Origin of the sequence: Poseidonibacter lekithochrous, assembly GCF_013283835.1 — a bacterium.
In the GTDB taxonomy this organism is placed as follows: Bacteria; Campylobacterota; Campylobacteria; order Campylobacterales; family Arcobacteraceae; genus Poseidonibacter; species Poseidonibacter lekithochrous.
The window spans coordinates 2,628,481-2,642,157 of sequence record NZ_CP054052.1; the positions used below are offsets into that span (position 1 = coordinate 2,628,481).

The window sequence follows — 13,677 nt, forward strand, 5'->3', positions numbered from 1 at the left end:
TCAATCTAATTTGCTTTAAAATACTTACTAAATAAACTCAAACAAATACTCTCTTTTGAAACATCATTTTCATCAATAATAGATGCCAATATTCTAACACCTTTTTCAATATCCTCAAAAGAAGAATTAGTAAAATTCAATCTTGCTTCATTAGTTTTTTTATTTAAATAAAATACTTCAGCAGGTACAAAAGCAAGACCTTTTAAAATTGCCTCTTCCGCTAACTTCATACTATTCCTATTAAAACTACCATAAATAAACATTCCACCATTAGGTCTAGTAAACTTAAATGAAGGAATATATTTTTCTAAACAATCTGCCATAAAATTCATTTTCATTCTATAATCAATATTTAATTTTTTAATATGAGAAAATAAATCATGAGAAGTTAAATATTCATCTAAAATCATTTGATTCAAAGTAGAAGTATGTAAATCTAATGACTCTTTCACAACTAATAAATTATCTATAAACTTCTTATTAGCTCTTATCCAACCAATTCTTAAACCAGGAGCAACAATTTTAGAAAAGGAACCTAAATGAAAGGCTCTTTCACAATATTTTGAAATAGGTGTATTATATTCATTATCAAAATTTAAAAAAGTATATGCACCATCTTCAATAAAAAAAGATTTTTTTCTATTAATTATATTTATTAAAATTTCTCTCTCAATACTATTATAAGAATTTGTTGAAGGATTTTGAAAATCACTAATTGCATATAAAATATTTGAACTATTTAATTTATTAGGTAACTCACTTATATATTTAAAAGAATCAATCTTCATATTTAAACTTTTAAAAGCACCTATTGCTCCAATATAAGATGGTTGTTCAATAATTACATTCTTTTTATCTAATGATTTAACAATAATATCAAAGGCTTGTTGACTTCCACTTGTAATTAATATTTCATCAGCAGATGTTTTAAAACCTAATTTTTCTGTATAAATATCTGCAATTTTTTGTCTCAATCCAAATAATCCTCTAGATGAACTATATTGTAAAGCTTTACTATTTTTTAATACAATAGCACTTGCATTTTGAATCTCTTCTAATGGGAATAATCTTTCATCCGGTAAACCACCAGCAAAAGATATTATATTCTCATCAATAACATCTAAAATTTCTCTAATATATGATCTTTTATTTCCTTTACTCATTTTTCTTCCTATTTTTATTTGTAGTATAGGAAAATAATTTATTTTCTTCTTTATCTTATATTTCATTTTATTTGTCTTATATTGCTATTATTTTTGTTATAATGAAATATGAAAAAAGAAACAAAACAAGAAAGAGCCGATATAATTAACAAAAGTATCTACTATATGTATAAATATATAGATACAAATATTACACTAGACGAACTATCAAAATTAAATCATATATCAAAATATCATTATCATAGAATTTTTAAAGAAGAAACAGGTGATAATTTCTCAGATACTCTAACTTCAATTAGATTACAAAAAGCAGCAAATTTATTAATCTCTAATAGATTATCTACAATTACAGAGATTTCAATAAATTGTGGTTATACATCTCATTCCTCATTTATAAAAGCTTTTAAAAAAAGATTTCACTATACTCCAAGTCAATGGAGAAAAGGTTCATATAAAGAATATACAAAACAATTACTAGATGAAAAAGATATAAAACCTTTAAATTTAGAAGCAACAATAAAAGTAAATGAAGAAATCCACTGTGCATATATAAGACACAAAGGGTATAACAAAAATATCAAATATACATGGGAAAGATTAAGAGCCTTTGCATATGAGTTAAATATTAGTAACTTTGACGAAATTGGATTACATCATGATAACCCAAGTATAACACCTTTAGAAGAGTGTAGATATGTTGCAGCAATAAGTATTCCAAAAGATATAGAAATAAAAAATAGGATTTCAACTTTTACTATTCCAAAATCATTATGTGCTGTGTTTAAATATACAGGTAAATATGGAGATATAATTAATCTAATTAGATATATTCACCATGAATGGATAGAAGACAAAGGTTATGAGATTACAACACTACCTAGTTATGTAAAATATATAAAAAATCATTTTATAGATAATGATGAATTTGAAATAGAAATAAATATCCCAATAAAAGTAATATAATGAATATAAAAAATAAATTAATCACAAATGGCTATGTATTTGCATTATTAGCAACAATTCTTTGGTCTGGCAATTTTATTGTAGCAAGGGATATAAGAGATATTGTTGATCCCTTCAGTTTATCGTTTTACAGATGGTTTCTTGCAACTATAATTTTATTACCTTTTGCAATAGTACCTTTAATAAAAAATATTGTTATAGTTAAAAGACATTTTATCTATTTAAGTATTGTGTCAATACTAGGTGTTAGTTTATTTAATACACTTATTTATATAGCTTCACACACAAGCTCAGCACTAAACCTCTCAATTATATCCATAACTTTCCCAATTATTGTAATCATAATATCTAGAGCCATATTTAAAGAGCATATAGGTATAAACAAGTTTACTGGAATATTAATAGTATTAGCAGGAGTTTTATTACTTATAACAAGAGGTGATATTTCAGTATTAGTAAATATATCATTCAATATAGGAGATCTATGGGTTTTATTAGCAGCTATATCCTTTGCCGTATATAGTATTTTATTAAGATATAAACCAAAAAGTTTATCAATGATTACTTTCCAATTAATTACTTTTATATTAGGAACAATGTACTTAACACCATTATATTTAATGGAGTTTGATACAAGAATAATAAATGAGCCAACAGTAACTAATACAATTTCTATATTATATATTGCAATATGTTCATCTTTGTTAGCCTTTATTTTTTGGAATAAATCAATAGAATTATTAGGTGCAACAAAAGCTGGAATGATTTATTACACATTACCTATTTTTACTGGATCTTTAGCATTTATTTTTTTAGATGAAATAATAAGTTATGTACACTTATTTAGTATATTGCTAATATTCATAGGAATATATATAACAAATAAAAATAAAAAAGAAATATTATGATTCAAGTAAAAAGAATATGCTCATTAATAATAATTACAAGCACACTCTTAGCTTGTGCTAATAAATCACAACATATAGAACCTAATAGTTATACAAAAGAAGGTTATTGTGTTGTAGATACAGATGAGCAAATGCAAATAGGATTAAATAGATTTAATACAAAAAAAGAGTTTAAAAAAAAATGTAACAGCAAAATGATATTCAGATTTAAAGAGAATCAATGCACCAAATTTACAATGAAAGATATGAAGTTTAATATTTTAATACAAAATAATAAAGATAAATATACATTTAAAATAGGTGAAGAAAGAACAATATGTGGAAAGACAATAATAGAAAGTATTTAATAAAGGAATAAATTTAGATAGATAAAAAAAAGGGCTAAAAAAAAAGCTTAGTTAAAAACACCTAAATGTTTTGAACTAAGCTTTGAAAAACTCAAGAGCTGGCAGCGGCCTACGTTTCCACAAGGGGACCCTGCAGTATTATCAGCGATGAAGTGCTTGACTTCCAGGTTCGGAATGGGACTGGGTATTGCCACTTCTCTATTACCACCAGCAATATGAGTAATCAACATATTATAAAAAATATATTCATTACTCACATTAAGTGAGTTATAAAAAGTAATGTTAAAGTCTTTGCGTTATTTCTAACGTCTTTGTTGACACTTAATTATTAAGTATACACTTAATAAGATAGTAAACCAAGTTATAAAAATAAGCCAAACGATCTATTAGTACTAGTCAGCTAAACGTCTTACAACGCTTACACATCTAGCCTATCAACCAGCTAGTCTTGCTGGGATCTTCAGGGAAAGTTCATCTTAGAGTTGGCTTCGTGCTTAGATGCTTTCAGCGCTTATCTCATCCGTACGTAGCTACCCAACGATGCTCTTGGCAGAACAATTGGTACACTAGTGGTACGTTCATCCCGGTCCTCTCGTACTAGGGACAAATCTCTTCAACTTTCCTACGCCCACGGAAGATAGGGACCGAACTGTCTCACGACGTTCTGAACCCAGCTCGCGTACCGCTTTAAATGGCGAACAGCCATACCCTTGGGACCTGCTCCAGCCCCAGGATGCGATGAGCCGACATCGAGGTGCCAAACCTCCCCGTCGATGTGAGCTCTTGGGGGAGATCAGCCTGTTATCCCCGGCGTACCTTTTATCCTTTGAGCGATGGCCCTTCCACACAGAACCACCGGATCACTATGACCGACTTTCGTCTCTGTTCGACTTGTATGTCTCACAGTCAAGCTAGTTTATGCCATTATACTCAACTGGCGATTTCCATCCGCCATGAACTAACCTTTGTAAGCCTCCGTTACTTTTTAGGAGGCGACCGCCCCAGTCAAACTACCCACCAGACATTGTCCTCATACGGGATAACCGTACCAAGTTAGTAACTCAAATATTCAAGGGTGGTATCTCAAGGATGGCTCATCATAAACTGGCGTCTATGAATCAAAGCCTCCCACCTATCCTGCACAAGAATATCCAAGCTACAGTGTCAAGCTGTAGTAAAGGTGCACGGGGTCTTTCCGTCTTTCCGCGGGTAGGAGGAATTTTCACCTCCACTACAATTTCACTGGATCCCTGGTTGAGACAGCTCCCATCTCGTTACGCCATTCATGCAGGTCGGTATTTAACCGACAAGGAATTTCGCTACCTTAGGACCGTTATAGTTACGGCCGCCGTTTACTCGGGCTTCGATCAAATGCTTCGCTTACGCTGACATCATCAATTAACCTTCGAGCACCGGGCAGGCGTCACACCTTATACATCCACTTACGTGTTAGCAAAGTGCTGTGTTTTTGGTAAACAGTCGGGAGGGACTCTTTGTTGCAACCTCTTTAGCTTTTGAGAGTAAATCTCTATACCAAAGTAGGCACACCTTATACCGAAGATACGGTGCTAGTTTGCAGAGTTCCTTAACCAGGGTTCTTCCACGCGCCTTAGAATACTCATCCCACCCACCTGTGTCGGTTTACGGTACGGGCAACAAATAATATACTTAGTGGCTTTTCTTGGCACGACAGTATCATCGATTCTCTATCTTCTCCGAAGAGTGTCAAGAGCCTGTAAGATCTCGGTCTCGTGTATCCCGGATTTGCCTAAGATACGACCTACGTCCTTCGACCCACTATTCCATCAGTGAGCTCGATTAACTCTATGCGTCCCCACATCGCGCTTATTTGTTGGTATTGAAATATTAATCAATTTGCCATCGTCTACCCCTTTCGGACTCGACTTAGGTCCCGACTAACCCTACGATGACGAGCATCGCGTAGGAAACCTTGGGTTTTCGGCGTTGAGGATTCTCACCTCAATTATCGCTACTCATGCCTGCATGCTCACTTCTATCCGCTCCAACGCTCCTTACCGGTACATCTTCAACGCTGAATAGAACGCTCTCCTACCACTTGGATAAATCCAAGTCTAAAGCTTCGGTGCACATCTTAGCCCCGTTATATTTTCCGCGCAGAATCACTAGACCAGTGAGCTGTTACGCTTTCTTTAAAGGATGGCTGCTTCTAAGCCAACCTCCTGGTTGTCACAGTAACTCCACATCGTTTTCCACTTAGATGTGACTTAGGGACCTTAGCTGTTAGTCTGGGTTGTTCCCCTCTCGACATAGGATTTTATCACCCTACGCCTGACTCCTGCGATTACACATATAGTATTCATAGTTTGATAGGGTTTGGTACCGCGGTAAGCAGCCCTAGCCCATTCAGTGCTCTACCCCTATATGCTACTACGCAAGGCTATACCTAAATATATTTCGGAGAGAACCAGCTATCACGAAGTTTGATTGGCCTTTCACCCCTATCCACAAGTCATCCGAGCACTTTTCAACGCACACCGGTTCGGTCCTCCACTGGCTCTTACACCAGCTTCAACCTGCTCATGGATAGATCACTTCGTTTCGGGTCTGCAGCATCTGACTAAGTCGCCCTATTAAGACTCGCTTTCGCTACGGCTTCGCACTTGGCTTAACCTTGCCAGACACCACAACTCGCAGGCTCATTATGCAAAAGGCAGTCCGTCACCCTGTTAAAAACATAGGGCTCCGAATGATTGTAAGCTAATGGTTTCAGGTTCTATTTCACTCTCCTCGCTGGAGTACTTTTCACCTTTCCCTCACGGTACTTGTTCACTATCGATCTGTAAGTAGTATTTAGGATTGGAGGGTGGTCCCCCCAGATTCAGACAAAATATCACGTGTTCCGTCCTACTCAGGATACCAATAGAGTCATTGAAGATTTCGATTACGGGAGTATCACCCTTTATACTATAGCTTTCCAACTATTTCATCTATCTTCTTTGATCTCACATCTTGGTCCTACAACCCCCTATGCAAGCATAGGGTTTGTCCTAATCCCAGTTCGCTCGCCGCTACTATGGGAATCTCATTTGATTTCTCTTCCTCCGGTTACTGAGATGTTTCACTTCACCGGGTTAGCTCTCTTTCGAGTAACATATGTCTCCATATGCTGGGTTGTCCCATTCGGAAATTCCTGGATCAAAGCTTCTTGACAGCTCCCCAAGACTTATCGCAGTCTAGTACGTCCTTCATCGCCTCTTACAGTCTAGGCATCCACCATTAGCCCTTAATAGCTTATTATAATTTAGTTGATACAAGTATCAACCGCTTTTTTGAATAATTATTCCTTGGCTACTATCTTATTAAATTTACATTTAATAAGTTAGTTGTGTCTATCTATACTTTTTATTTAAACTTTCATTTAAATAAGTTTTTTTAGATATAAAATTTTTTATTTTTAATAAATTCTTCATACGAAAGATTTTATTAACGAAAAAATTAAAGACTTTAACATTATGTTTTTAAATATCATTTTGATTATAAAACCAAATATAAATCTTACTCTTTGTAAAACTTATATTTAGTTTCAAACTTACGGCTTATATAATCTTTATAAACCGAATATAGAAAAGGTTCAATAAACCTTTTTAGTTTTGAGTTTAGAAACGAATCTAAACTCTTTCTCTGAAAGGAGGTGATCCAACCGCAGGTTCTCCTACGGTTACCTTGTTACGACTTCACCCCAGTCGCTGAATCCACTGTGGAGGGTAGCTACTTTAGCATCCCCGCTTCGAATGAGTTCAACTCCCATGGTGTGACGGGCGGTGAGTACAAGACCCGGGAACGTATTCACCGTAGCATTGCTGATCTACGATTACTAGCGATTCCAACTTCAAGTAGTCGAGTTGCAGACTACTATCCGAACTGGGAGGCATTTTTGAGATTTGCTCCACCTCGCGGTATCGCTGCTCTTTGTATGCCCCATTGTAGCACGTGTGTAGCCCTGGACGTAAGGGCCATGATGACTTGACGTCGTCCTCACCTTCCTCCTGGTTACCCAGGCAGTCTCGTTAGAGTTCTCAGCCGAACTGTTAGCAACTAACGACGAGGGTTGCGCTCGTTGCGGGACTTAACCCAACATCTCACGACACGAGCTGACGACAGCCGTGCAGCACCTGTATGAAAGTTCTAGCAAGCTAGCACTATCACATCTCTGCGTTATTCTTTCTATGTCAAGTCCAGGTAAGGTTCTTCGCGTATCGTCGAATTAAACCACATGCTCCACCGCTTGTGCGGGTCCCCGTCTATTCCTTTGAGTTTTAATCTTGCGACCGTACTCCCCAGGCGGTACACTTAATGTGTTAACTGCATTACTGCAAGGTCTAGCCTCACAACAACTAGTGTACATCGTTTAGGGCGTGGACTACCAGGGTATCTAATCCTGTTTGCTCCCCACGCTTTCGCGTCTCAGCGTCAATAATGTTCCAGTAGATCGCCTTCGCAATCGGTATTCCTTCTGATCTCTACGGATTTTACCCCTACACCAGAAATTCCATCTACCTCTCCCATATTCTAGGTAAGCAGTTTTCAAAGCAGTTCAATGGTTGAGCCATTGGATTTCACTTCAAACTTACAAACCCGCCTACACGCTCTTTACGCCCAGTGATTCCGAGTAACGCTTGCACCCTCCGTATTACCGCGGCTGCTGGCACGGAGTTAGCCGGTGCTTATTCATATAGTACCGTCATTATCTTCCTATATAAAAGGAGTTTACGCACCGAAATGTGTCATCCTCCACGCGGCGTTGCTGCATCAGACTTTCGTCCATTGTGCAATATTCCCCACTGCTGCCTCCCGTAGGAGTCTGGACCGTGTCTCAGTTCCAGTGTGACTGATCATCCTCTCAAACCAGTTAGGCGTCATAGTCTTGGTGAGCCATTACCTCACCAACAAACTGATACCGTACAGGCCGATCCTAGAGCTATAAATATTTCCCTTGCAGTCTTAAGACTTAAAGGCATATGGGGTATTAGCATTCGTTTCCAAATGTTATCCCCCTCTCTAGGGCACGTTACCTATATATTACTCACCCGTGCGCCACTTAGCTGACAGTTATAGTAAACTATAACCCGTTCTCGTTCGACTTGCATGTGTTAAGCACGCCGCCAGCGTTCACTCTGAGCCAGGATCAAACTCTCCATAAATGAATGTTTGAAACTGACAATTTTTGTATTAATTACAAAATTATCACTCAAATGTTTTTACTTAATGTAAAAAGCTTAAATAGACAAGAAACTTGTTCTTGTTTTGTTTTATTGTTTATTCTATATTCGGTTTATAAAGATTACTTCTTTTTAAACCATCTGTTTTTAAAGATCATATCTCTTCAGAACTTTGTGTCGTTCCTCTGAAATTGGACGGGAATTATAGACAAATTAATCCCCTTTGTCAAGGGAGTTTTCTTAATATAACTTTAAATTTTTACTTTTGTGCTTTTTTTACTGCTTTTTTATATTTCTGAGTAAGATTTACTAGTTTTTATTTGTATTGTTTGTTTTTTTGTATTCGTTTTTTGAATATATTTGTAATTTTGTATTTATAGGAGATAAAAGTAGTTTTTTATTTTTTATTAAAGTCTTTATTATATATGTATTCTGATATATCTTCTAGAGTTGTCTTATCATATGCTAGGTTTGGCATTAAGTTATATAATTCTATAGAGTCTTTCATTATAGAGTTTATTTCGTTTGGCTTATATACCCATGTACTCATATAATATATAAAGTCTTTTTTATTTGGAAAGGCTTCTTTATATTTATTTTGTATTTCTATTATAGTGGGTGCTGATTTATTATTGTTATTAGTATTATGGCAGGTAATACAGTTACCATTGAAAAGTAATTCTTGATAGTTTGCATTTAATATATTGATTAATAGTATTAGTATAAATAATGATTTCATTTGATTATTTTAGCTAAGTTATAATTTTTTTGGATTGATTTAGGTTAAGTGGTACTCCCAGCACGATTCGAACGTGCGACCTACGCCTTAGAAGGGCGTTGCTCTATCCAGCTGAGCTATGGAAGCATCTTATTTTAGTTTAAAGCTAAAAAGCCTTACATAAAAAGTCTGAAAGACAATTTATATAAGGCTTTTTATATGGAGCGGGAAACGAGACTCGAACTCGCGACAATCTGCTTGGAAGGCAGAGGCTCTAGCCAACTGAGCTATTCCCGCAATTAAATTATGTGGCTCCGGCACCTGGATTCGAACCAGGGACCAAATGATTAACAGTCATCTACTCTACCACTGAGCTATGCCGGATTATAATATAATTGTTTTTTTTGAAAATGGCTCCGGCACCTGGATTCGAACCAGGGACCAAATGATTAACAGTCATCTACTCTACCACTGAGCTATGCCGGATTATGTTTCAAAAATAATTTATCTAAATGGCTCCGGCACCTGGATTCGAACCAGGGACCAAATGATTAACAGTCATCTACTCTACCACTGAGCTATGCCGGAATCTAAATAAATTGTAACACTAAAAAAAAGAATGGCTCCGGCACCTGGATTCGAACCAGGGACCAAATGATTAACAGTCATCTACTCTACCACTGAGCTATGCCGGATTATTTGTTCCTTTTTTTAATGGAGTGGAATTATAGTAAAAAAATATTTCTTTGTCAAGAATATTTCTAGAAAATTATGAAATTTTATAAAATTCTACTCCACTGCTATCAACAAGTGAGATTTTACTATTTTTTACTAGCGAATCCACTATCTCCCTACTTTCAAGATCAAACATATTTTCTAAATCTTCTTTAGTTAGAGGTCTTCTTTTTAACATAATGAGTATTTCTTCTTGCGAAAAACTATTAATTTGTTTCGGTCTATTTTTAAAAACAATGTTAGTATTAATGCCATCAAAGAAATTTGCAACTTTTTCTAAATAAGAATATTCAACAGGTTTAACTTTATAAGCAGGTGGTCTATCTATTGTTCCAATATCTACTCTTATTGGATTAATATCTTTTATTGCTTTATATAATAGTTTTAATTCACTATCTTTATCATTAACATCTTTTACAAAAAGTACTTCTAATACAAAATCATTTTTTGTTTGATTAGAAAAATCAATCATTGAAGTAACAATCTTATTAATATCTATACTTTTATGATTTCTATCAAGTTTTTTAAAACATTTTTCGCTAACACAGTCTAATGATAATTTCACTGTATCTAATTTAAGTAATGAATTAAATACATCTTTATTATAAATAGTACTACCATTTGAAAGAATTAATGTTTTTGCATTTTGTTTAATTTTATTTATCTCATCAATTAATTCATTTAATTTTGGATATAAAGTTGGTTCACCATTAGCAGTAAGAGTTATAACCTCAATTTTTGGATGTTTAATAAAACTTTCTTTTATTGAAGATATCACTTCTTCAACACTAGGGTATGTATCCATTGATTCTACTGTTTTAGCACCTTCTAATTCACAGTATAAACAGTCAAAATTACACTGTTTTTTTGAAGGAGATAAATCAACACCTAATGAAATACCAAATCTACGAGATGGAATTGGTCCAAAAATAATTGAATTGGAATATGACAAAATTAAAATCCTTTTAAATAAAAAAAGAGAAACCCTAGGGCTTCTCTTTAATTTGTTTGTAATTATAAAAATAAAGTAATTATTACTTTTTAGAAACTCTTTGACATTCACTTACAAAATGTTTTGCATTTTCAACAGGAACATCAGGTAAGATACCATGACCTAAATTGAAAATATGCCCTTCGCCCTGCATTGTTTCTTGAATTTTTTCTACACATTTAGTAGTTTCTTCTTTAGAGTATAATCTACAAGGCTCCATATTACCTTGAAGAACATAATCTTTTCCAAGTTTTTCTTTTGCCATAGACATAGGAGTTCCCCAATCTACACCAAATACATCAAAGTTTCCATATACTCCACCCATATTAATAAATGCAGATACACCTTTAGGGAACATAATTACAGGGATATGTGGATATTTAGCTTTTAAATGCTCAGCAATTTCTACCATGTATTTCCATGAGAATTCATCATATCTACCTGGTTCAATTGCAGCTGCCCAAGAATCAAAGATTTGAACAACATCAGCACCAGCTTCAATTTGTTTTTCCATATAAATTTTTACTACATCAGTAACTTTTCTTAAAATTTTATGTAATAACTCAGGGTTAGAATACATCATTTTTTTACAAATATTATATGTTTTAGTACCTTGACCTTCAATCATATATGTTGCAAGTGTCCATGGAGCACCTGTAAATCCAATTAAAGCTTTATCTTCTGGTAATCTTTCTTTTAAAAGTTTAATAGTGTCATAAACATAAGTAAGTTTATTAGCAGCTTCTTCTCCACCGATTAAAGCATCAATTTCTGCTTCATTCTTAATAGGATCTTTAAAAAGTGGACCTTCACCTTTAATGAATTCTAAATGCATTCCCATTTCATTTGGAATAACTAAAATATCAGAGAATAAAATTGCAGCATCTACACCAACAATATCAAGTGGTTGAATAGTTACTTCACAAGCTCTTTCAGGGTCATGACAAAGGTTTAAGAAGTTACCAGCTTGAGCTCTTACTTCCATATATTCTGGAAGATATCTTCCAGCTTGTCTCATCATCCATACAGGAGTATAAGGAGTTTCTTTTCTAAGACATGCATCTACAAATATTTTTGACATATTAATACCTTTATTAAATTTATTTTTTACCAACTTTTCCAAGAAAGAAAAGTCCAATTGCTAAAGCAGTTACCGCTAAAGCAAAATATAACATTTCTAAAGCGCCATTATATTCAGTATGTAAAACTCTTTGAAAAAAGTTTACTACTAAAACCATAATAATTACTTTAGCAATTTTATCTTTTAGCTGATCAAGAGAAGTGATTGATAATATTTTTTGATCATCAGTCGCTTCTTTTGAGTGATCTATTGGAGAAATAAATAATTCATAAATACCAAAAGCAAAGATAAGCATTACCACTGCTATTAAATATAAATCTACTGCTCCAATAATTCCACTTACTAGATCTTCGTGAAAATTAGCAGGATGGGCACTAGTAATAATTGTAGTAAAGGCATATTTAGCAACACCAAATATATCCATACTTGCAACTACAAATAGAACTAAAGCTCCTATCAAACCAAAAATAACAGCAAGAATAACTAAGAATCTTGTCTGCCACATAGCTTTTTCAAAAAGCTTTTCAATCATTAAATATCGTTCTCCATCTCAATCCATTTAAGAGCAATTCTAACAGAGTTAGTTGCTGCCCCTACTCTAACTTGATCTGCTACATTAAAATAATGTACAATATTTTGAGCATATACATCTTTTCTAATTCTACCAACATATGTAATATCAGTATCCGTAGAAATAATTGGCATTGGATATGCATTGTTAGATAAATCATCAATAACTTCAACGTTTTCAAAATCAGCTAAAGAAGATCTAACTTCATTAACATCAACTTCAACGTCATCTTCAAATGTAACTGTAATTGATTCAGAGTGTGATCTCAATACTGGTACTCTTACACAAGTTGCAGCAACTGCAATTTCTTTGTGAAGAATCTTTTGTGTTTCATTAACCATTTTCATTTCTTCTTTTGTGAAATCATTTGGTTGTTGAACATCAATTTGAGGAATTACATTTAAAGCAATTTGATGTGCAAATGCTTCTTTTTTAGCTTCATCTAATTCAAATGCGAAAAATGCTTGCATTTGTTTTACAAGTTCTTCCATACCCGCTTTACCAGCACCTGATACTGCTTGGTAAGTAGATACGTCAACTCTTTTAATTCCATATAAATCATCTAATGGTTTTAATGATAATACCATCTGAATAGTTGAACAATTTGGATTTGCAATAATTCCTGATTCTCTCCAAGATGCAATATCTTCTGGATTTACTTCAGGTACTACTAAAGGAATGTTTGGATCCATTCTAAAATGAGATGTGTTGTCAATTACAACAGCACCTGCTTCAACAGCATATTTTGCAAATTTTTCTGAAATAGAACCACCAGCAGAGAAGAAAGCAATATCAACTTCATTTTCTTCAAATGCTGTTTCAGTTAATTCTAATACAGTATATTCTTTTTCTTTATATTCAATAGATGTACCTGCACTTTTTGCACTTGCTAATGGAATAATATTATTTACTGGGAAATCATATTCATCCATAACTCTAAATAATTCTTCACCTACTGCACCAGTTGCACCAACAACTGCAACATTAAATTTTCTCATT

At 34.1% G+C, this 13,677-nt stretch carries 9 protein-coding genes, 6 tRNA genes and 3 rRNA genes; 3 read left to right on the plus strand and 15 right to left on the minus strand.

Annotation, left to right across the window (positions count from 1 at the left end; all coding sequences use genetic code 11):
- Window positions 1–5: 5 nt before the first annotated feature.
- Window positions 6–1,163, minus strand: coding sequence for an aminotransferase-like domain-containing protein (locus tag ALEK_RS12495; protein WP_071627816.1), 1,158 nt, complete (start codon window positions 1,161–1,163; stop codon window positions 6–8).
- A 165-nt stretch (window positions 1,164–1,328) separates the two neighbouring features.
- Here ALEK_RS12495 and ALEK_RS12500 point away from each other — a divergent pair, with 165 nt between their 5' ends.
- The 3 genes from ALEK_RS12500 to ALEK_RS12510 are packed head-to-tail and all read left to right on the plus strand — an operon-like array spanning window position 1,329 to window position 3,381.
- Window positions 1,329–2,126 carry an AraC family transcriptional regulator gene (locus ALEK_RS12500; RefSeq protein ID WP_228289353.1) on the plus strand — a complete coding sequence of 266 codons (798 nt, stop codon included), beginning with the start codon at window positions 1,329–1,331 and terminating at the stop codon, window positions 2,124–2,126.
- The gene (locus tag ALEK_RS12505) at window positions 2,126–3,034 is read left to right on the plus strand and encodes a DMT family transporter (RefSeq protein ID WP_071627818.1); all 909 of its coding nucleotides are present in this window, start codon (window positions 2,126–2,128) and stop codon (window positions 3,032–3,034) included. Before ALEK_RS12500 ends, ALEK_RS12505 begins: the two co-directional genes overlap by 1 nt.
- A complete protein-coding gene (locus ALEK_RS12510) occupies window positions 3,031–3,381 on the plus strand; it encodes a DUF192 domain-containing protein (protein WP_071627819.1) in 351 nt (116 codons plus the stop codon). The genes ALEK_RS12505 and ALEK_RS12510 overlap by 4 nt, the downstream gene beginning before the upstream one ends.
- 96 nt (window positions 3,382–3,477) lie before the next feature.
- Here the strand turns inward: ALEK_RS12510 and rrf are convergent.
- The 14 genes from rrf to ALEK_RS12580 form a co-directional block, all read right to left on the minus strand.
- Window positions 3,478–3,593: ribosomal RNA gene (gene rrf, locus ALEK_RS12515) — 5S ribosomal RNA — on the minus strand.
- 153 nt (window positions 3,594–3,746) lie between these two features.
- Window positions 3,747–6,660, minus strand: a 23S ribosomal RNA gene (locus tag ALEK_RS12520).
- A gap of 387 nt (window positions 6,661–7,047) precedes the next feature.
- Window positions 7,048–8,564 (minus strand): 16S ribosomal RNA (locus tag ALEK_RS12525).
- The 16S, 23S and 5S rRNA genes sit together here, the layout of an rRNA operon.
- A 415-nt stretch (window positions 8,565–8,979) precedes the next feature.
- A complete protein-coding gene (locus tag ALEK_RS12530; protein WP_173424143.1) occupies window positions 8,980–9,321 on the minus strand; it encodes a cytochrome C in 342 nt (113 codons plus the stop codon).
- 49 nt (window positions 9,322–9,370) lie between these two features.
- A tRNA-Arg gene (locus ALEK_RS12535) sits at window positions 9,371–9,447 on the minus strand.
- 73 nt (window positions 9,448–9,520) lie between these two features.
- Window positions 9,521–9,597: transfer RNA gene (locus ALEK_RS12540), tRNA-Gly, on the minus strand.
- Window positions 9,598–9,609: 12 nt separating this feature from the next.
- Window positions 9,610–9,684: transfer RNA gene (locus ALEK_RS12545), tRNA-Asn, on the minus strand.
- Between the two features lie 27 nt (window positions 9,685–9,711).
- Window positions 9,712–9,786 (minus strand) — tRNA-Asn (locus tag ALEK_RS12550).
- Window positions 9,787–9,813: 27 nt separating this feature from the next.
- Window positions 9,814–9,888: transfer RNA gene (locus ALEK_RS12555), tRNA-Asn, on the minus strand.
- A gap of 32 nt (window positions 9,889–9,920) precedes the next feature.
- Window positions 9,921–9,995, minus strand: a tRNA-Asn gene (locus tag ALEK_RS12560).
- 74 nt (window positions 9,996–10,069) lie between these two features.
- Window positions 10,070–10,987 (minus strand): radical SAM protein, encoded by a 918-nt coding sequence (locus tag ALEK_RS12565; RefSeq protein WP_071628108.1) that lies wholly within the window; start codon window positions 10,985–10,987, stop codon window positions 10,070–10,072.
- An 82-nt stretch (window positions 10,988–11,069) separates the two neighbouring features.
- Complete coding sequence (gene hemE / locus ALEK_RS12570) at window positions 11,070–12,107, minus strand: uroporphyrinogen decarboxylase (protein ID WP_071628151.1); 1,038 nt, start codon at window positions 12,105–12,107, stop codon at window positions 11,070–11,072.
- A 19-nt stretch (window positions 12,108–12,126) separates the two neighbouring features.
- Window positions 12,127–12,639, minus strand: a complete 513-nt coding sequence (locus ALEK_RS12575; protein ID WP_173424144.1) for a YqhA family protein — start codon at window positions 12,637–12,639, stop codon at window positions 12,127–12,129.
- Window positions 12,639–13,676 carry an aspartate-semialdehyde dehydrogenase gene (locus ALEK_RS12580; RefSeq protein WP_071628109.1) on the minus strand — a complete coding sequence of 346 codons (1,038 nt, stop codon included), beginning with the start codon at window positions 13,674–13,676 and terminating at the stop codon, window positions 12,639–12,641. The genes ALEK_RS12575 and ALEK_RS12580 overlap by 1 nt, the downstream gene beginning before the upstream one ends.
- Between the last annotated feature and the right edge of the window lies 1 nt (window position 13,677).

Coding starts and splice junctions, on each gene's coding strand:
- ALEK_RS12495 (WP_071627816.1), bottom strand. CDS start 1,163: ATGAGTAAAGGAAATAAAAGATCATATATTAGAGAAATTTTAGATGTT.
- ALEK_RS12500 (WP_228289353.1), top strand. CDS start 1,329: ATGTATAAATATATAGATACAAATATTACACTAGACGAACTATCAAAA.
- ALEK_RS12505 (WP_071627818.1), top strand. CDS start 2,126: ATGAATATAAAAAATAAATTAATCACAAATGGCTATGTATTTGCATTA.
- ALEK_RS12510 (WP_071627819.1), top strand. CDS start 3,031: ATGATTCAAGTAAAAAGAATATGCTCATTAATAATAATTACAAGCACA.
- ALEK_RS12530 (WP_173424143.1), bottom strand. CDS start 9,321: ATGAAATCATTATTTATACTAATACTATTAATCAATATATTAAATGCA.
- hemE (WP_071628151.1), bottom strand. CDS start 12,107: ATGTCAAAAATATTTGTAGATGCATGTCTTAGAAAAGAAACTCCTTAT.
- ALEK_RS12575 (WP_173424144.1), bottom strand. CDS start 12,639: ATGATTGAAAAGCTTTTTGAAAAAGCTATGTGGCAGACAAGATTCTTA.
- ALEK_RS12580 (WP_071628109.1), bottom strand. CDS start 13,676: ATGAGAAAATTTAATGTTGCAGTTGTTGGTGCAACTGGTGCAGTAGGT.